The 19117-nt window shown below is 71.6% G+C and carries 17 protein-coding genes; 5 read left to right on the top strand and 12 right to left on the bottom strand.

Annotated features, from left to right (window positions below):
* Positions 1-41: 41 nt before the first annotated feature.
* The 4 genes from QL985_RS06090 to QL985_RS06075 form a co-directional block, all read right to left on the bottom strand.
* Positions 42-1652: an LCP family protein gene (locus QL985_RS06090; protein WP_191550719.1), complete on the bottom strand. Its 1611-nt coding sequence runs from the start codon at positions 1650-1652 to the stop codon at positions 42-44.
* A 90-nt stretch (positions 1653-1742) separates the two neighbouring features.
* A complete protein-coding gene (locus tag QL985_RS06085) occupies positions 1743-2792 on the bottom strand; it encodes a GTPase Era (protein ID WP_039101162.1) in 1050 nt (349 codons plus the stop codon).
* Positions 2793-2841: 49 nt separating this feature from the next.
* A complete protein-coding gene (gene ybeY, locus QL985_RS06080; RefSeq protein ID WP_259918996.1) occupies positions 2842-3297 on the bottom strand; it encodes an rRNA maturation RNase YbeY in 456 nt (151 codons plus the stop codon).
* 47 nt (positions 3298-3344) lie between these two features.
* The gene (locus tag QL985_RS06075; RefSeq protein ID WP_223246077.1) at positions 3345-4379 is read right to left on the bottom strand and encodes a PhoH family protein; all 1035 of its coding nucleotides are present in this window, start codon (positions 4377-4379) and stop codon (positions 3345-3347) included.
* A gap of 338 nt (positions 4380-4717) precedes the next feature.
* On the opposite strand from QL985_RS06075, the gene QL985_RS06070 reads away from it, so the two are divergent.
* The gene (locus QL985_RS06070; RefSeq protein WP_259918968.1) at positions 4718-5629 is read left to right on the top strand and encodes a GerMN domain-containing protein; all 912 of its coding nucleotides are present in this window, start codon (positions 4718-4720) and stop codon (positions 5627-5629) included.
* A gap of 22 nt (positions 5630-5651) precedes the next feature.
* Here the strand turns inward: QL985_RS06070 and QL985_RS06065 are convergent, their stop codons facing one another.
* The 3 genes from QL985_RS06065 to hrcA all read right to left on the bottom strand — a co-directional run bounded on the left by QL985_RS06065 (position 5652) and on the right by hrcA (position 8626).
* Positions 5652-6413, bottom strand: a complete 762-nt coding sequence (locus QL985_RS06065) for a 16S rRNA (uracil(1498)-N(3))-methyltransferase (protein ID WP_259918970.1) — start codon at positions 6411-6413, stop codon at positions 5652-5654.
* Positions 6410-7552: a molecular chaperone DnaJ gene (dnaJ, locus tag QL985_RS06060; RefSeq protein WP_259918972.1), complete on the bottom strand. Its 1143-nt coding sequence runs from the start codon at positions 7550-7552 to the stop codon at positions 6410-6412. The genes QL985_RS06065 and dnaJ overlap by 4 nt, the downstream gene beginning before the upstream one ends.
* A gap of 63 nt (positions 7553-7615) precedes the next feature.
* On the bottom strand, positions 7616-8626 hold the full coding sequence (gene hrcA, locus QL985_RS06055; RefSeq protein WP_259918974.1) for a heat-inducible transcriptional repressor HrcA: 1011 nt from the start codon (positions 8624-8626) through the stop codon (positions 7616-7618).
* Positions 8627-8798: 172 nt separating this feature from the next.
* Here hrcA and QL985_RS06050 point away from each other — a divergent pair, with 172 nt between their 5' ends.
* On the top strand, positions 8799-9677 hold the full coding sequence (locus tag QL985_RS06050; RefSeq protein WP_259918976.1) for a DUF3097 domain-containing protein: 879 nt from the start codon (positions 8799-8801) through the stop codon (positions 9675-9677).
* A gap of 147 nt (positions 9678-9824) precedes the next feature.
* Positions 9825-10262 carry a DUF4870 domain-containing protein gene (locus tag QL985_RS06045; protein ID WP_290147636.1) on the top strand — a complete coding sequence of 146 codons (438 nt, stop codon included), beginning with the start codon at positions 9825-9827 and terminating at the stop codon, positions 10260-10262.
* A gap of 70 nt (positions 10263-10332) precedes the next feature.
* On the opposite strand, the gene hemW is transcribed toward QL985_RS06045, so the two are convergent.
* Both hemW and lepA read right to left on the bottom strand, forming a co-directional pair.
* Positions 10333-11577, bottom strand: coding sequence for a radical SAM family heme chaperone HemW (hemW, locus tag QL985_RS06040; RefSeq protein WP_019309240.1), 1245 nt, complete (start codon positions 11575-11577; stop codon positions 10333-10335).
* Positions 11577-13433: a translation elongation factor 4 gene (gene lepA, locus QL985_RS06035; protein ID WP_259918979.1), complete on the bottom strand. Its 1857-nt coding sequence runs from the start codon at positions 13431-13433 to the stop codon at positions 11577-11579. Before lepA ends, hemW begins: the two co-directional genes overlap by 1 nt.
* A gap of 84 nt (positions 13434-13517) precedes the next feature.
* Between lepA and QL985_RS06030 the strand changes: the two genes are divergently transcribed.
* Positions 13518-14117: a type II toxin-antitoxin system PemK/MazF family toxin gene (locus tag QL985_RS06030; protein ID WP_019309242.1), complete on the top strand. Its 600-nt coding sequence runs from the start codon at positions 13518-13520 to the stop codon at positions 14115-14117.
* Positions 14118-14426: 309 nt separating this feature from the next.
* Positions 14427-14696, top strand: a complete 270-nt coding sequence (rpsT, locus tag QL985_RS06025) for a 30S ribosomal protein S20 (RefSeq protein WP_019309243.1) — start codon at positions 14427-14429, stop codon at positions 14694-14696.
* Between the two features lie 84 nt (positions 14697-14780).
* On the opposite strand, the gene holA is transcribed toward rpsT, so the two are convergent.
* The 3 genes from holA to QL985_RS06010 form a co-directional block, all read right to left on the bottom strand.
* On the bottom strand, positions 14781-15794 hold the full coding sequence (holA, locus tag QL985_RS06020; RefSeq protein ID WP_121240692.1) for a DNA polymerase III subunit delta: 1014 nt from the start codon (positions 15792-15794) through the stop codon (positions 14781-14783).
* 351 nt (positions 15795-16145) lie between these two features.
* Positions 16146-17243, bottom strand: a complete 1098-nt coding sequence (locus QL985_RS06015; protein ID WP_121566181.1) for an NADH:flavin oxidoreductase/NADH oxidase — start codon at positions 17241-17243, stop codon at positions 16146-16148.
* A gap of 152 nt (positions 17244-17395) precedes the next feature.
* Positions 17396-19117 (bottom strand): ComEC/Rec2 family competence protein (locus QL985_RS06010; protein WP_290147631.1); only part of this gene is annotated, 1722 nt, incomplete at its 5' end.

Here is a 19117-nt window from a genome sequence, read left to right as displayed (position 1 = left end):
TGTGATCCAACGTACCACCCGGGGTGGGCATCACCACAACGTCAGCCGTCCGCTGTGGCCTGGCACGTGAACTGCTCCGCCGTCTGGCCGTCGAGCCCGTCCGGCAGCTGCTGGTCCCGGGTCATCCGGTCCCCGCTCGTGAAGTCCTGCCCCACGGCCACCTCCACGCCCTCGACCTCGTAGGACGCCACCAGCTGACTGTCGGAGACGTTGAGCAGCCGCGCGACGTCGTCCGCGGCCACCGCCCAGTCCGGGTGGTAGAAGATCTGCGTGGCTGACAGCTGGGCGCCCGAGCGGCCGCTGCGGGTCTGCTCGTAGCCGGCCTTCTTCAGCACGGACACGAGCTGCGCGTCCCGCCCTCCCGCGTCCGAGCGGTTGATCACGGTCACGGGCACCAGGGCCGGGGCCACCGCGGGGGCGCTCGCGGAGGGCGTGGCGCTCGACGGCGCGGCGGCACCGGGTGCCGAGGGTGCGGCGTCGTCCGAGGTGGCGGGCGAGGGCGACGGCGCGGACGGGGAAGAAGAGCCCTGCGTGCCGCCCGTGACCCCGACGTCCTGCTGGAGGGTGGCGAACAGCTTCTGGGCCGGCTGCTCCTCGAGCTGCAGCCGGTTGGGGTCCTCCGGGTGCGGGTGCGTGGGGGCCGTGACGAACGCGATGCTGCCCGGGTCGATGCCGTTGAAGGTGCCCGCGATCTCCACGAGCGCGGGAATGGAGGTGAGCCCCTGGTCCACGTGCAGGTTCTGCGTCATGACCTCGGCGATGTGGTAGAGCTGCGGCAGGTTGGTGAGCGTCCCGTCCGCCTGGATCTTGCGTGTCAGGGACGCCAGGAAGGCCTGCTGGGAGCGGATTCTGGCCTCGTCCCCGCCGTTGCCGAACGCGGCGCGGGAGCGCAGGAACGCGAGGGCCTGCTCCCCCTCCACGGTGGAGATGCCGGCGGGCAGCTTCAGCCCGGACTTGGGGTCGTCCACGGCCTCGTTGACGCACACCTCCACGCCGCCCACGGCGGTGGAGAGCTCGGTGACGGCGTTGAAGTCCGCCAGCATGAAGTGGTCCACGTCCACACCGGTGAGCTTGTTGATGGCCGCGACCGTGCACCCGGGGCCGCCGCGCTCCACCGCGCTGTTGAGCATGTCCGTCCCGGCCGGGTAGACCTTCCCGGACTCGGGGTCGGTGCACTGCGGGATGTCCACCACGAGGTCCCGTGGGAAGGACACCACGGTCACGGCGTCCCGGGCCTCGGTGACGTGCACGAGCATCATCACGTCCGTGCGTCCCTCGGAGTCCTCGGCGCTGCCGTACTCGCTGTTGCCCTTGCCGCTGCGCGTGTCCGAGCCCATCACCAGGATGTCCAGCGGGCCACCCTCCACCGCCCCGGAATCCTCCGAGAGGTCCAGCGGGCTGGACGTCAGGTTGCTCGTGAGCCGTAGCGCCGCCACCCCGCCCAGTCCGATCACGCTGATCAGCGCCAGGACCACGAGGATCACGGCGATCCTGCGGGTCGAGGAGCGGTGCTCCCGGGCCCGGTGGTGGCGTCCCGTCTGACGGAGCTCGAACGGCTCCTCCGCCGGCGCGGCGCTCTGCGCGGGCTGGGAGGCCCACGGCGCCGCCGCACCGGGATCACGGCGGCTGCGGTGACTGGGACTGGGTTCCACCGGTGACTCCTGGGAAGTTGGTCTCGCGGGGTCGCGGCGCCGACGATCGCTCCGGCGCGGCGCGCCCCGCGGGGGACGGCGCGGACCGGGTCAGAACCCCAGCTTGGACAGCTGCCTGGGGTCCCGCTGCCACTCCTTGGCCACCTTGACGTGGAGGTCCAGGTAGATGCGGGTGCCGAGCAGCGCCTCGATCTGCTCACGGGAGCGCGTGCCGATCTCGCGCAGCCGCGCCCCCCGCTTACCGATCACGATCGCCTTCTGGGACGGACGCTCCACGTAGAGGCTCGCGTGCACGTCCAGCATGGGGTTCTCGGGCGAGCGCCCCTCGCGCTCGGAGACCTCGTCCACCACCACGGCCAGGGAGTGCGGCAGCTCGTCCCGCACGCCCTCCAGGGCGGCCTCGCGGATGAGCTCGCCCATCATGGTGATCTCCGGCTCGTCCGTGAGGTCACCCTCCGGGTACAGCGGCGGGGAAACCGGCATGAGGGACACGAGCAGCTCGCCCAGCTCGTCCACCTGGTAGCCGTGCGCGGCGCTCACGGGGATCACGTGGGCCCAGCCGGCGTCCTCGTCCGACGCCGCATCCCGGCTCGGCGCGGAGGGGGGCCGTCCCGACGACGCGGCGTCGCGGCGTCGTTGGCGGGCCTCACGCTGGGCGCGCTCCGCGGTGACGACCTCGCGGCCCAGCTCGCTCACCGCGAGCAGCTGCTCCATGAGCCGGTCCTGCGGCACGAGGTCGGCCTTGGTCACGATCGCGACGACCGGTGTGCGCCCCACGGCGGCGACCACCTGCTGCGCGATGTAGCGGTCCCCGGGACCCACCTTCTGGTCGGCGGGAACGCAGAAGCCGATCACGTCCACCTCGCCTAGGGTCTCCGCGACCACGTCGTTGAGCCGCTGACCCAGCAGGGTGCGGGGCCGGTGCAGGCCGGGGGTGTCCACGAGGACCAGCTGTCCGTCCTGGCGGTGGACGATGCCGCGGATCGTGTGCCGGGTGGTCTGCGGGCGGTTGGAGGTGATGGCCACCTTCCGTCCCACCAGGGCGTTGGTGAGCGTGGACTTGCCCACGTTCGGGCGGCCCACGAACACCGCGAATCCGGCGCGGAAGTCCTGCTCGGCGGGGGTGCTGTCCTGGCTCATGCGACGTCCTCGGAAGATCGGTGCGTGGTGCGGTGCGGCGGGTGGGGGGTCATGACATCGTCTCCACGGGCGCGTCGCGGCCGAGGAACTCCTCGAGCAGTGCGCGCTGCGCGCGGAACATGCGCTCGCGCTCGTCCTCCTCCGCGTGGTCGTGGCCGAGCAGGTGCAGCAGGGAGTGGGCGGTGAGCAGGCACAGCTCGTCCTCGGTGCTGTGCCCCGCGGCCTCCGCCTGGCGCTGCGCCACCGGAGGGCACAGCACGACGTCCCCGAGCACTCCCAGGGAGGGCTCCTCCGGGGTGCCCTCCCGCAGCTCGTCCATGGGGAAGGACATCACGTCCGTGGCGCCAGGCAGCTCCAGCCACTGCTCGTGCAGCTGGGCCATCTGCTCCTCGTCCACCACGGCGATCGAGACCTCGGTGTCCGGGTGCAGGTGCCAGCGCCGGAAGGCGAGCTCCACGAGCGCGCTCAACTGGGCCGTGTCCACCGCGCGCCAGGACGGCGCCAGGACGGCCTGGTCCTCGGGGGTCTCCCACGGCAGGTCGAACGCGACGCTCACCGCGCGGACCCCTGTCCCGGACCGGCCTCCGCAGTCCCGTGGGCGGGGCGGGCGGCACGCCGGTCCTCCTTGCGCCGCGCGCGCTCCACGCGGTGCCTGTTGGTCGTGTCGAACTGGTCGTACGCGGCCACGATCTCCCCCACGAGCTCGTGGCGCACCACGTCCGCGGAGGTCAGCTCGCAGAACGCGATGTCGTCGATCCCGCCCAGCACGTGCTGGACCTGGCGCAGCCCGGACTTGGTGGCGCCGGGGAGGTCCACCTGGGTGACGTCACCGGTCACCACGATCCGGGAGCCGAAACCCAGTCGGGTGAGGAACATCTTCATCTGCTCGGGCGTGGTGTTCTGGGCCTCGTCCAGGATCACGAAGGCGTCGTTGAGCGTGCGCCCTCGCATGTAGGCGAGCGGTGCCACCTCTATGCTGCCGGCCTCCATGAGCCGCGGAATGGACTCGGGGTCCATCATGTCGTGCAGCGCGTCGTAGAGCGGGCGCAGGTAAGGGTCGATCTTGTCGTTGAGCGATCCGGGCAGGAACCCCAGCCGCTCCCCCGCCTCGACCGCTGGCCGCGTGAGGATGATCCGGTTGACCTCCTTGGCCTGCAGCGCGCGCACGGCCTTGGCCATGGCCAGGTAGGTCTTGCCGGTGCCCGCGGGGCCGATGCCGAACACCACGGTGTGCTCGTCGATCGCGTCCACGTAGGTCTTCTGGTTCACCGTCTTGGGGCGGATGGTGCGCCCGCGCGTGGACAGGATGCTCGTGGACAGCGCGCTCGAGGGCCGCAGGTCCTGCGCGTCACGCATCATGCGGGCCACGCGCATCACGGTGCGCTCGGTGATCTCCGTGCCGCGCAGCGCCATGGCCAGCAGCTCCTCGAGCAGCGACGCCGCCAGGCGGGTGTCCGTCACGGGCCCCTCGAGCACCACGTCCAGGTCCCGCACGGTCATCCGCACGGCCGGGAACTGCTGCTCCAGCAGGCGCAGAGTGGTGTCCGCCTGGCCCAGGCAGCGGACGGCGGTGTCCCGGTCCGGCATGTGGACGCTCACACGGGTGGTCTCACGGCTGGGACGGGATGCGGTGGTCAGGGTGTTGTTGCCCTCGAGTGCTTCGGTCATCGCCCCCAGCCTATCCGCTCACGGCCCGGCCGGGGCCGCGGGTTGCAATCCGGTAACGGTCCCGTGCGCACGCGCGCAACGGTGGATCCACACATTTCTCCCCCGGTAGGTTGTGTCGTCGGCGGGACGCCCGCCACCACGACCACCGCCGGGCCGGGGACGGCAGCCACCGTTTCCTCGGTCCGCGACGCCGACCGCGGCGTCGTACCGCCAGTCACGACCACTGCGACAGGCACCCAGGCGACCGAGAGGAACCCATGACGACCCGCATCCTGCACCGCGTCACCGCGCTCGCGGTGGCGGGCGTGCTAGCCGTCGGCGTCTCCTCGTGCGGCAATGCGTCTGACCGTCCGGACAACAAGTCCGCGGCCGCGCCCGGGATCGGTGCCGCGCCCGGCAGCACCAACGACTCCGTGGACGGTGTGGCCACGGAGCAGGCCCCCGTGTACTGGGTGGGCACCGGCGAGGAGTCGGACTACCTCTTCCGGGAGTTCCGCACCCCCGTGACGAGCGACATCGCAGATCCCGTGGCACGCGCGGCCCTCACCGTCACCGCGGCCGCGCCCTCCGACCCCGACTACCGCACACTGTGGTCCGCGGTCGACACCGTGGGGACCAGCGTCACCCCGGACGGCACCGTCACGGTGGACCTGCCGGCTGCGGCGTTCACCGCGCAGCTCTCCGAGCAGGACGCCCGGATGGCGCTGCAACAGATGGTCTACACCGTCTCCGCAGCGGCGGTCACCGCGGGCCTGCTGGACTCCGCCACCGCCAAGGAGGTCCGCATCCTCGTGGACGGGCGCACGGGGTACCGAGCCTTCGGCGCGGTGACCCTGGACGACCCGCTTACGCGGGACCCCGCGCTCGCGGCGCCCATCTGGCTCATCGACCCCCAGACGAGCGCGGATCCCGGCAGCCCGCTCACGATCTTCGCCCGTATCCTGCCCTCCGTGCACAACGTCCGGTGGGAGATCACCTCGGGCGAGCGGCGCGTCAAGGGCGACACCGTGGACGGACCCACGCCCGGCACCGATCCCACCACAGGAACGGAGCTGCGCACCGTGGTGGACCTGGAACCGGGGACCTACACCATCCGGGTGAGCGGCACGGACGAGCAGGGCCACACGATCGCGGACGACCACGAGATCACGGTGTCCCCCGCGGACTGAGCAGGATCCGACACCGCCCCCCTCAGTCCCACAGCCCCAGCACCGCGCTCAGCGCCGCGAGTGCCGCCGGGCCAGCCGTGGAGGAGCGCATCACCTTGGCGCCCAGGCGCACGGGCCGCGCGCCGGCCGCGCACAGTGCTTCGAGCTCCCGCTCGCTGATCCCGCCCTCGGGACCGACGACCACCGCCACGTGTTCCTGCTCGCCCCAGGCCGCCACCTCGCGGGACGACCACGGGACGTTCGCGCTCTCGTGGAGCACGAGCCACAGCGTGCCCGGCTCGGAACGGATCAGCTCTGCCAGCCCGGCCGTGTCCACCCACGGTGCCAGTTCCGGCCACGTGGCCCTGCGGGACTGCTTGGCCGCGGTGGCCAGCAGCGACTCCCACTTGCCCATGGTCTTGGCGGCGCGCTCGGCCCGCAGCCGCACGATGCTGCGCTCGGACTGCCAGGGCACCACCCGGGAGACCCCCAGCTCGGTCGCCGACTCGACGGCCTGAAGGTCCCGGTCGCCCTTGGCCAGTGCCTGCACCAGGCTCAGCAGGGGCCGCGGCTGCGGTTCACGCGCGACTGACTCCACGGCCACGGTCATCCGGTCCTTCTCACCGTCCCGGAAGGTGCACGTGGCGCGGGTTCCGTGGCCGTCCACGAGGTCGAGGAGCTCGCCGGCGCGCAACCGGCGCACGGTCACCGCGTGGCGCGCCTCGGGCCCGTGCACGTCGAGGAGCTCCCCCGGACGGGCCCGGGAGAGCTCCTCACCGGGGTGGCGGAAGACGGGGTTCGTCACTGGTCGTTGAACCGCCCGCGCAGCCGGGAGAAGAACCCGCCCGAGCCGGTGGCGTTGACCGTGGTGCCGTCGTGGGCCTCCTCGTCACGCAGCTGCGCCAGCCGCTGCACGAGCTCACGCTGCTCGCCCGTGAGGTTGCGGGGGGTCTCCACCTCGAAGTGGACCTGCAGGTTTCCGCGTCCCTTGCCGCGCAGGTGCGTCACGCCGAGCCCGTCGAGGGTCACGGTGGCACCTGACTGGGTTCCGGGCTCCACGGCCACGCTGCGGGTGCCGTCGAAGGTCTCCAGGGTCACGGTGGTGCCCAGGGCGGCCGCCGTCATGGGGATCCGCAGCCGGGCGTGGAGGTCGTCCCCCTCCCGGTGGAAGGTGGGGTCCGGGTCCACCTTCAGCTCCACGAACAGGTCCCCGTTGGGTCCGCCCGCGGTTCCGGCCTCACCCTGTCCGCCCAGGCGGATGCGGTTGCCGGACTGGATGCCGGCGGGGATCTTCACGGTGAGGGGGCGGCGGTCCCGCACCCGGCCCTCGCCGTAGCACTCGTGGCACGGGTGCTCGATCACCGTGCCGAAGCCGTTGCACTGGGAGCACGGACCCTGCGTGGTGACCATGCCCAGGATGGACTGGCGCTGGTACTGCATGTGCCCCGAGCCACGGCACATGCTGCACGTGGTGGGGCTGGTGCCGGGCTGGCAGCAGGACCCCTCGCACGCGGGGCACACCACGGCGGTGTCCACGGTGATGTCCTTCTCCACCCCGAACACGGCGTCCTTGAGGGAGATGCGCACGTTGATCAGTGCGTCCTGACCCTGCCGGGTGCGGGACTGCGGGCCGCGCTGGCCGCCCGCCCCCGCGCCCTGGAAGAACGTCTCGAAGATGTCGGAGAAGCCGAACCCGGAGCCCGGGAAGCCGCCGCCGAAGCCGGTGTCCGTGCCGTTCTCGTTGCCCGTGGCGTCGTAGACGCGGCGTTTGTCAGGGTCCGAGAGGACGTCGTTGGCGTGCGAGACACGCTTGAACTCCTCCGCGGCCTCCGGTGACGGGTTGACGTCCGGGTGCAGCTTGCGCGCCTTCTTGCGGTAGGCGCGCTTGATCTCTTCGGCGCTGGCGTCACGGCTCACGCCGAGGGTTTCGTAGTGGTCGCTCACGATGTCGTCGCTTCTGCTTTCGTCGGGTCTGTGGTCTCGGTCGGGGTGGCGCCGGCGCGGCGCTCAGTCCCCCAGGTTCCTGGACAGGTATCGGGCCACCGCGCGCACGGAGGCCATGGTGGTCGGGTAGTCCATGCGGGTGGGTCCCACCACGCCCACCTTGGAGGCGGCGCGCGGTCCGTAGCCGGTGGCCACCACGGAGGCTTCTGCCAGCGGGTCGTCGCACTCCTCGGAGCCGATCCGCACGGCCACCCCGCGCTCGTCCTGCTGCATCTCGGACAACAACCGCAGCATGGTCACTTGTTCCTCCAGTGCCTCCAGCACCGGGGAGATGCTCTGCGGGAAGTCGCCGCTGAACCTCGCGAGGTTGGCCGTGCCGGCCATCACCAGGCGGTGCTCGTCCGTGGCCGAGGCCAGCAGGGAGAGGGTCTCCCCGACGGCGTCCCCGGCCTCGCGCAGCTCCGCGGGCAGCGTCTCCCCCAGTCCGGCGACGGCGCTCGGCACGGCATCCAGCGCCCGTCCCAGCACCCGGGCGAGCACGCGGGCACGCAACTCCAGCAGCTGGGGCTCGTCCAGCGCGGTGCGCAGCTCCACGGCTCGCTGCACCACGCGGCCCGAGGTGGGGATGAGGATGACCAGCACTGCCGCGCCCACGTCCACGAGCTCGACGTGGCGCACGGTGGTGCCCGTGCGCACGGGGTACTGGATCACCGCCGCCTGGTGGGTCAGCTGCGCGAGCAGGCGCACCGTGCGCTCCATGACGTCGTCGATGTCCTGCGCGTCCTCCAGGAACACCTGGATGGCGCGGCGCTGGGCCGGGCTCAGCGGCTGGACCGCGGCGATCTGGTCCACGAACACGCGGTAGCCCTGGTCGGTGGGGATCCGCCCGGAGCTGGTGTGCGGTGCCACGATGAGTCCGGCGTCCTCGAGGGCCGCCATGTCGTTGCGCACCGTGGCCGAGGACACGGGAAGCCGGTGGCGCTCCACGAGCGCCTTTGAGCCCACGGGTTCGCGGGAGTGGACGTAGTCCTCCACGATGGCCCGCAGGATCTGCACCCTGCGCGGATGGTCCATGGTCCTCACCTCCCGTGGCGTGTCGAGCAACGGGCCGTGCGCCCGTCGTGGCCGAGCACCAATTTTGGCACTCATCGAGTCACAGTGCTAATCCCCAGTGTAGGCCGCGGGCGCTTCGGGGCCGCTTTGGTACGCTCGCGGCTGATCTGCCCGCCGCACCGAGGAGGAACCCGTGAACGCACCCGGCTGGGGCTGGGGTCCCCAGGACCTGGACAGCCCCGAGGTCTCCCGCACCCGGCCGAGTGCGCGCGAGGTCGCCGTGGCGCGCGACATGGTGCTGGAGGACGTCGAGACCGGGTGGGTGGGCGCCGTCGTCAGCGTGGAGGTGATCGGCGGGATGCGCGTGGTGGGACTCGAGGACCGCCACGGCCGGGTCAAGACCTTTCCGCTGGGACCGGGCTTCCTGCTCGACGGCGAACCGGTGCGGCTCACACCCCCGGCACCGCGGACCGCCCCCGCCGGCAAGCGGATCACGCGCTCCGGCTCCGTGGCGGTGGAGGGCCTCAGGGCGTCCGTGGCCAAGGAGTCCCGCGTGTGGGTCGAGGGCTACCACGACGCCGAGCTCGTGGCCAAGGTCTGGGGGCACGACCTCGCGGTGGAGGGCATCGTGGTGGAGCCCCTGCACGGCATCGACGACCTGCCCGCCGCCATCCGCGACTTCCGTCCGGGCCCCCAACGACGTCTCGGGATCCTGGTGGACCACCTGGTGGCCGGGTCCAAGGAGTCCCGCATCGCCGAGCAGGCCCTTCGGGTGCCGGGTGCCGCGGACAACGTGCTGATCCTGGGGCACCCCTACGTGGACATCTGGCAGGCCGTGAAGCCCTCGACACTGGGCATCCCCGCGTGGCCCGTGATCCCGCGCGGCGTGGACTGGAAGACCGGCATGGCCAAGGCGCTCGGACTGCCCCACCGCACCCCGCAGGACGTGGGACGGGCCTGGCAGCAGATCCTCACCCGGGTGAACACCTACGCGGATCTTGAGCCCGCGCTGCTGGGTCGCGTGGAGGAGCTCATCGACTTCCTCACCGCGGACCAGGGCGCCGCGCGCTGAGCCGTCCCCGGACTCGGGCGGCTGCAGGGGTCCCGCGGTGTGACGCACACCGTGGCAGGCTCTCAGACGACCCCGGTATCATCGAGGGAACCAGACCCCCGCTCTCCCGTCTGGTCCGGCTACCGCCCCTGAAAGGGACACCCACTCGTGACTGACGTTGCCTCCACGCCCTCTGCCGCCGCCCAGGACTCCGCCGCGCCGTTCGAGTCCGTGCACCCGGTGGCCCAGCCCCTGGACGTCAACCAGGACCGCCAGTGGGCCACCCTGGCCCACCTCGGCGGCGTGGTGGGTGTGATCCCCAGCTACGTGATCCACCGCGTGTTCAAGGACCGCGGGCCGTTCACCGCGCAGGAGTCCCGCGAGGCGGCCAACTACACCATGCTCCCCAGCATCATCGTGCTGGGCGGCATCCTGCTGTCCCTGATCCCCGTGGTCGGCGGCGTGTTCTCCGTGGTCGCGGCCGTCACTTGGGTGCTCCTGGCGGTGACGTCGGTGCGCGCCGGCATCAAGGTCAACCGTGGTGAGCCCCACCAGTACCGCGCCAACACGCACCTCTACGACCGTTTCACCGGCCACCGCGGCTGACTCGGGGCCCGTCCCGGCTGCGGTGGGCACGACGTGTGCCCGGCGCCGCGTGGCGACCCTGCAGCCCACGTCACCAGTCGAGAAGCCGCCGCGTCACGGCGTCGGCCATGAGACGGCCCGCATCGGTGAGCACCACCGTGCCCGCCAGTGCGGCGGGGCCGTCCAGCCAGCCGTCCGCGATGAGCCCCGCCACGGCGCGGCGTCCCTCCGGCCGCAGCGAGGCCACGGGGATGCCCTCGCTGATCCGGATGCCGAGCATCACGTGCTCCACGTACTGGGTCTGCGCATCCAGCGTTTCGCGCCCCGCCGCGGGTGACACCCCCGCGCGCACCTTGTTCGTGTAGGGCAGCGGGTGCTTGAGGTTCCACCAGCGCACCCCGTCCACGTGGGAGTGGGCCCCGGGGCCGATGCCCCACCAGTCCTGGTTGCGCCAGTAGGCGATGTTGTGCGCACTGCGGTTCTGCTCCGCCGTGCGACCGTGCGCGTCCCGCGACCAGTTGGACACCTCGTACCAGGCGAAGCCCGCGTCCCGCAGCATTCGGTCCGCGAGCGTGTACTTGTCCGCCTGGTCGTCCGGGTCCGGCTCGGGCACCTCGCCGCGGCGGATCTGGGCGGCCAGCTTGGTGCCGTCCTCGATGATCAGCGAGTACGCCGAGACGTGGTCCGGTTCCATGGCCAGTGCAGCCTCCACGGAGACCTCCCAGTCCCGCAGGCTCTCCCCCGGCGTGCCGTGGATCAGGTCCACGCTGGTGCCCAGCCCGCGCTCCTTGGCCCAGCCCACGGCGCGCGGCACGTTCGCCGGGGTGTGCGTGCGTTCCAGCACCGCCAGCACGTGCGGCACCGCGGACTGCATCCCGAAGGACACGCGGGTCACCCCGGCCGCGGCGAGGACGTCGAAGGTCTCCTGCGTGACGGAGTCCGGGTTCGCCTCGACCGTGACCTCAGCGTCCGGTGCCAGCCCGAAGCTCTCCCGGGCCTGGTGCAGCATGGCGGCGAGTTCTCGCGCGGGCAGCAGCGTGGGGGTGCCCCCGCCGAAGAACACGCTGTGCAGCGGCCGCGGCGGTGCGCCTGCGGCGTCGAGCACCGAGCGTGCGAAGCGGACCTCCGCGGCGGCGTCGGCGTGGTAGTCCGCGCGGGAGACGCCGTCCCCGAGCTGCTCCATGGTGTACGTGTTGAAGTCGCAGTAGCCGCAGCGCACGGCGCAGAACGGGACGTGGACGTACAGGCTCAGGGTGCGCTCCGAGGCGCGGGCCACCGAGGCGGCGGGCAGCGCACCGTCCTCCGGAGCCGGATCGCCCTCCGGTTGCGCGGGCACTACTTCTTCTTGTCCTTGCCGTTGTCCTCGTCCGAGGACAGTGCGGCCACGAAGGCCTCCTGGGGGACCTCCACGCGGCCCACCATCTTCATGCGCTTCTTGCCCTCCTTCTGCTTCTCCAGCAGCTTGCGCTTGCGGGAGATGTCGCCGCCGTAGCACTTGGAGAGCACGTCCTTGCGGATCGCGCGGATGTTCTCGCGCGCGATGATGCGCGAGCCGATGGCCGCCTGGATGGGCACCTCGTACTGCTGGCGCGGGATGAGCTTCTGCAGCTTGCCCGTCATCAGCACGCCGTAGGAGTAGGCCTTGTCCTTGTGGGTGATCGCGCTGAACGCGTCCACCTGCTCGCCCTGCAGCAGGATATCCACCTTGACGAGGTCCGCGGCCTGCTCGCCGTCCGCCTTCCAGTCCAGGGACGCGTAGCCGCGGGTCTTGGACTTGAGCTGGTCGAAGAAGTCGAACACGATCTCCGCGAGCGGCAGCCGGTAGCGCAGCTCCACGCGGTCCTCGGAGAGGTAGTCCATGCCCTTCATCTCGCCGCGCTTGGACTGGGAGAGCTCCATGACCGCGCCGATGAACTCGGAGGGCACCAGGATGGTGGCCGAGACCATGGGCTCGCGGATCTCCAGGATCCGGCCCTCGGGGAACTCGGAGGGGTTGGTGACCTCCACCTCGGAGTGGTCCTCGAGCGTCACGTTGTAGGACACCGAGGGCGCGGTGGAGATCAGGTCCAGGTTGAACTCGCGCTCCAGGCGGTCCCGGGTGATCTCCAGGTGCAGCAGGCCCAGGAACCCGCAGCGGAAGCCGAAGCCCAGGGCGGCGGAGGTCTCGGGCTCGTAGACCAGGGCGGCGTCGTTGAGCTGCAGCTTCTCCAGGGCGTCGCGCAGCACCGGGTAGTCGGAGCCCTCCACGGGGAACAGGCCCGAGAACACCATGGGCTTGGGGTCCTCGTACCCGCCCAGGGACTCCTGCGCGGGCTTCTGCTGGTTGGTCACGGTGTCGCCCACGCGGGACTGGCGGACGTCCTTCACACCCGTGATGAGGTAGCCCACCTCCCCCACGCTCAGTCCCTTGGACGGGATGGGCTCCGGGGAGATCACGCCGATCTCCAGCAGCTCGTGGGTGGCACCCGTGGACATCATCTGGATCCGTTCGCGCGGCACCAGGGTGCCGTCCATCACGCGCACGTAGGTGACCACGCCGCGGTAGGTGTCGTACACGGAGTCGAAGATCATGGCGCGCGACGGCGCGTCCTTCACGCCCTGGGGCGGGGGCACGTCCCGCACGATGCGGTCCAGCAACTCCTCCACGCCCTCGCCGGTCTTGCCGGAGACCCTCAGGACCTCCTCCGGCTCCACGCCGATCAGGTTGGCGAGCTCCGCCGCGTACTTCTCAGGCTGGGCGGCCGGCAGGTCGATCTTGTTGAGCACCGGGATGATCGTGAGGTCGTTCTCGATGGCCAGGTACAGGTTGGCGAGCGTCTGCGCCTCGATGCCCTGGGCGGCGTCCACCAGCAGGATGGTGGCCTCGCACGCGGCCAGGGAGCGGGAGACCTCGTACGTGAAGTCCACGTGCCCGGGCGTGTCGATCATGTTCAGCGCGTAGTCCGTGCCGTCCACGTTCCACGGCATGCGCACCGCCTGGGACTTGATGGTGATCCCGCGCTCGCGCTCGATGTCCATGCGGTCCAGGTACTGGGCCTTCATCTGCCGGGGTGTCAACACGCCCGTGGCCTGCAGCATCCGGTCCGCCAGCGTGGACTTGCCGTGGTCGATGTGGGCGATGATGCAGAAGTTCCTGATCACCGAGGGGTCGGTCGAGGCAGGTGCCGGTGGATTGACGGCCAACGGTGACACGGGCGGTCCTTTCGTTCTCAGGATGACTCCCCAGTTTCCCATGATCCCGGGCCGGGGGCGAACCGGTCCCCCTACGATGTCCCCATGGCCGACATCACTCGACTCCTGAACCAGGGGCTGCGCCTCGTCCGCATGTACCAGCGCTACGCGGGTTCCCGCGGTCCCGCCTCCCGTTCGTCACGCTCCGGGGGCACGACGCCGCCGCCCACCGTGGCCCACGAGAACGGCACCTCGAGCACCCGGCCGGGCACGGCGACGTCGCCCTCCGGCACCCGCGCCCCCGGCACCTCTTCGCCGTACCCCGGGGACTGGACGGGGCCCGTGAACCCGCGGTGGGCCGCGAAGCCGGACGGGCGGCCCGATCCCGGGGAGGTCGTGTGGACCTGGGTGCCCTACCAGGAGGACCACTCGCGCGGGAAGGACCGGCCCGTGCTGATCGTGGACCGCGCCGGCGAGCACCTGCTGTGCGTCATGCTGACCTCCAAGGACCACGACACCGCCCGCCACGACGACCCCTCGTACGTGGACGTGGGAGTGGGCGGCTGGGACCGTTCCGGGCGTCCCTCGGAGGCGCGGATCGACCGGATCATCCCGGTGCGGCCGGAGGACGTGCGGCGTGAGGGTGCGGTGCTGGACCGGTCGCGGTTCGACGCCGTGGCGGCGGAGCTGACGCGGCGGCGCTGAACCCGCCAGCGTCCTCGCAGCACCGAGACAGCACCCGGTGCCCGCCCTCGGACCGGCGCGCCATCAACCACGACCCAGAACGCCACGGCCTCACGTCACCTCAGCACGGACCGGGCGGCGCTCCCCGGTACCGACGTGCCGCGCCGGGCATCCGTGGCGGCAGTCTGCTAAAGTAGACCGCTGTGTGTCCGCGCTGGTCGTCGGGCACAGCGGATGGTTGCCACCGAGCATCCCCACTCTCACAACTCAGTCGATGACCATCCGTGAGCCCTCACTGACCTACTTCCGCAATCGTTCTAGGAGTTACACGTGGCCAACATCAAGTCGCAGAAGAAGCGCATCCTCACCAACGAGAAGGCTCGCCTGCGCAACAACTCGTACAAGTCCGAGCTCAAGACGCTCATCCGCAAGGTGGATGCCGCTGTGGAGTCCGGCAACAAGGACGCCGCTGCGGAGACCCTGCGCACCGCGTCCCGCAAGCTCGACAAGGCCGTGTCCAAGGGCGTTCTGCACAAGAACACCGCGGCCAACAAGAAGTCCGGTCTGGCCAAGAAGGTCGCCAAGATCGGAATCGGCTGACACCGTCTCACTGACGGAGCACACGGGCCCGGCACTCCTCGCGAGTGCCGGGCCCGTTGTCGTGTGCGGTGTGCTGCCGCTCGCTCAGCGGTGGCCGGACGTGGCGATCACCGTGATGGCGCGCTCCACCGCGAAGTACGGGGACCGGGACGCCCCCTTGACCTGGGCATCCGCCTCGGCGATGGCCTGCAGCGCCCGGGTGACGTCCTGGGCGGTGAACCGGCGCGCCTCGTTCTGGGCGCGCTCCACCTGCCACGGCGCGGCGCCGACGTCCCGGGCGATCTGCCCCGCTCCCCCGCGGGAACCGGCCGTGAGCGCGATCAGCCGCATCTTCGAGCCCAGCGTGGCCACCATGGGAACGGGGTCCACCCCCACGTCCACTGCCTGGCGCCACAGTTTCAGGGCCTGCTCGGCGTTGCCCGCCACGGCGGCGTCTGCCACGCGGAACGCGGTGACCTCCACGCGGCCGCCGTAGTACTTCTCCACAAGTTCGAGATCCACGGTCACGGGACCGTCCGCGATCAGCTGGGAGCACGCGGCGGCCATTTCGGCGGTGGAGGTGCCGACGGCAGCGGCGAGAGCGCGGGCGGCGTCGGGCTCGATGCGCTTGTTCTGCGCGCGGAACTCCGCGAGGACGAACGAGGACTTGTCCCGGTCGGTCTTGGGCGGGGTGCAGTCCAGGACGAGAGCCTTCTCCTTGAGGGCGTCCAGCAGCTTCTTGCCGCGGGTGCCCCCGGAGTGCTGCCACAGCACGGTGACGTCCGGGTCCGGGTTGGCCACGTAGGCCAGGGCGTCCGCCAGCAGGTGCTCGTTCATGCCCGCAAGTTCTTGGACGCACACGAGCTTGGGGTCGTCGAAGAGGGACGGGCTGGTGACCACGGCGAGCTGGCCCGGCTCGTAGTCCCCGGCCGCGATGTCCGTGACCTCGCACGCACCCCGGTCCACGCGGATGGTGTCCCGGAGCGTCTCCTTGATGCGCTGCAGGATGTACTCGTCCGAGCCGGAGGCCAGCACAAGGGGTTGAGGTGTGGCCTCACGCCACGAGGTCTGCGGGGCCGAGGGCGCCTGGCGGCGGGAAGACGTGCGTGCCGGGGTCATGGTGCTCCTCGATCGTGGCCGACTGCTCGGGTGACGTCGCCGCCCGGGGCCGCGTACGTGCGCGCCGTTGCACCGGCATGTGCGGGGTCGGGACGCCGACGCTGCCTCCCCATGCTAACCGTGGGCGCAGACACCCCGGAGAGCCTGTGCAGGGCGGGCGACGCCGGGACACCGCGGGACGGTGCGGACGGGGCCCGGCAGCGCGCCGTCGTCCTTCGAACGTCGCATCCCCCGGACTCCTCGCTCAACTCCGCATCCCGGATCCGGTCGTGTCCCTCGAGCGCCCTGGCTCTCGTGCTCGGCGGCCACCGCCGAATCACGCTCAAGTCGCTGTCCGGCGAGCGCCCGGGCTCAGCGGGTGCGGGGCGGGCGGCGGTAGGCGCGTTCGTACTGGCCCGGGACCGGGAACTCCTGCACGCCCAGGGCACGGGCGGCGGTGAGCGCCACGTGGGGGTCACGCAGCGCTTCGCGGCCCATGAGCACCACGTCCGCGAGTCCGGTGGCGACGATCTGCTCGGCCTGCCAGGCGGTGTCGATCATGCCGACCGCGGCCACGGGCACCCCGGCGGTGGTCTTGATCTCGGTGGCGAGGGGCACCTGGTAGCCGGGTCCCACGGGGATCTCGGCGGGCACGTTGGCGGCGGAGGAGACGTCGATGAGGTCTGCACCGTGCTCGGCGAGCCACCCGGAGACGCGGGAGGTGTCGGCGACGGTGAGCCCGCCCTCGGTCCAGTCGGTGGCGGAGAGGCGCACGAGCAGGGGCATGTCCTTGGGGATCACGTCGCGGACGGCGTCGGTGACGCGCAGCAGCAGCCGGGCGCGGTTCTCCAGGGTGCCGCCGTATTCGTCCGTGCGCTCGTTGCTCAGCGGGGAGAGGAACTCGTGGAGGAGGTACCCGTGGGCGCCGTGGAGCTCCACGAAGTCCATGCCGGCCTCCACGGCACGGCGGGCCGAGGCGGCGAACGCGGCCACGACGTCGTCGATGCCCTGCTCGTCCAGTGCGACGGGCTCGGCGAGGCCAGGGAAGGCGACAGCGGAGGGGCCCACGGTCTGCCAGCCCCCGTCCTGCGGCGCGATGGACCGGCCGGGGTTCTCGGAGCCCCAGGCGGCCTCCGTGCTGGCCTTGCGTCCCGCGTGGGCGAGCTGCACGCCAATGGCCGCGCCCTGCTGGTGGGCGAAGTCCACGATCCGCACGAGGGCGTCCCGCTGCTCGTCGTTCCACAGTCCCAGGTCCCGGTGGCTGATGCGGCCCTCGGGCACGACGGCGCTCGCCTCCACCATCACGGCCCCCGCCCCACCGGCGGTGAGCGATCCGTAGTGCACGAGGTGCCAGTCGGTGGGCACGCCGTCCTCCCCGAACGCGGAGTACTGGCACATGGGCGGGATCCACAGCCGGTTGCGGACCGTGAGGCCGCGGAGGGTGATGGGTTCGAACAGGGTGGAGCGCATGGGAGTCCTTCCGTCGAGGGGCGCCACGCACGTGCCGCACCGGAGCGGTGTCCTGACGACGTACGGCCCCGGGGTGACCGGCGCGGATGCCCGGTGTTTCGTGGTGCACAACAGATCTTCCCCCCGCGATATTTCTGCTGGTGCTGCCCCGCTCAGCGTCGGGACACGACCATGCGCTCTCCTTCGCGGTGCACCCACAGGGCGCCGTTCTGGTCCGTGCGGGCCACTGCCGCGCCCACCTCCTGCAGCGCGGCAACCGTCTGGGGGTGCGGGTGGCCGTAGCTGTTGTCCTCCCCCACGGAGATCACCGCGAGCGCCGGGTGGGTGTCGTGGATGATGTCGGTGCCGCCGTTGCGGGCGCCGTGGTGGGAGACCTTGAGGACGTCCACGGTGGGTGGGTGCGCTCCGGGGAACGTGCGCAGGTCGCGGCGGTAGCCGTCCGCTTCGAGGTCTCCTGCACTGAGCCAGGTGGTGGTGCCGTCAGGGCCGTCGAGGGTCAGGAGCAGGACGAGGGAGGCGTTGTTCTCGTCCTCGGAGGTGACCTTGCGGTGCGCGGGGCGTGGTGACGTGCTGCCACTGGAGCCGGACGGCGCCGTGCCTGCCGTCGGGGTGCCATCGGGGGTGGTGGGCGGAGGTGCGGGAGCGAGAACCTCCACGGTGAGCGGCCCCACGTGCAGCTGCTCACCGGGAGCGGGGCGTGTGGCGATGTCCGCCCACTGGGTGAGCTCGTCCGGCAGGGTGTCCCCGGCGGCGGAGTACCAGACGCGGTCCACGTCCACGATCTCGGCGAGCCCCTCGAGCCCGGCGACATGGTCGGCGTGGTCGTGGGTGGCGATCACCGCGTCCAGGCGGGTGACGTCGGCGTCCCGGAGACACCGGGTCAGTGCGCGGGGGTCGGGGCCACCGTCCACGAGTACGGCACTGTGCTCCCCCGTGCGGTGCAGCACGGCGTCCCCCTGCCCCACGTCGCACACCACCGACTCCCACTCCGGGGGCGGGCGAAACCACCACATCACGGCGGTGACCAGGAGCATGACCAGGGCGAGGGATGCCGTGGCGGCGAGCAGGCGGCGTCGTGCCCGGAGGCGGTGTGCGCGGGCGCGCCACACGGCGTCCGGCACCGGGCGTTCGGCGGATGTGGGATCCGCGGTTCCGGCGGTTGGTTGCGGCCAGCGCATGCGCGCGTCCACCGTGTGCAGCACGGCGAGCGCGAGGACGGTCAGGACCGTGAGCAGCAGGAACCCCGGCACATCGGGTGGCCAGGGGACGTGCGCGCCGGGCAGGGAGGCGAAGGTGTCGGCGATCCACCCGATGGTGCGCGCCGGGTAGGAGGCGATGCCCACGGGCAGGCTCGCGGCGCGGTCCCAGCCCGCGAACGAGGCGGGGTCCGCCGCACCCGGCAGCGCCCAGGACAGCACGGGGTTCAGCAGGAGCCCGGTCAGCAGGACGCACACCGCGAGCAGTCCGGCCACGGTGACCACCGGCACCAGGGGTGCGGCGACCATGTTCGCGGGCAGGGAGTACAGCGGCAGGTCGGGGTTGAGCAGCAGCAGTGCGGGCCCGCACCACAGCTGGGCCACGAGCGGCACCGCGATGCACACGGCGAGCACTGTGGGCAGGCGGGTGCTGAGCACACGGGTGACGGGTCGGGCGCTGACCACGATGCCCGCGGTGGCCAGCACGGAGAGCACGAAGCCCATGTCCGTGGCCAGGTCCGGGCGCGCGAGCACCAGTCCGGTCACCGCCGCGCACAGGGCGTTGAGGCTCACCCCGGCGCGCCCGCTGAGCATGGCGAGCCCGCCCAGGGCCCCCATGACCCCGGCGCGCAGCACGGACGGGTCCGGGCCCACGAGCACCACGAAGCCCGCGAGAGC

It is taken from the genome of Kocuria sp. APC 4018 (assembly GCF_030407675.1).
GTDB classification, from domain to species: Bacteria; Actinomycetota; Actinomycetes; order Actinomycetales; family Micrococcaceae; genus Kocuria; species Kocuria rhizophila.
Note: the sequence above shows the minus strand (reverse complement) of the source record. Positions and strands in the feature narration are given on the sequence as shown.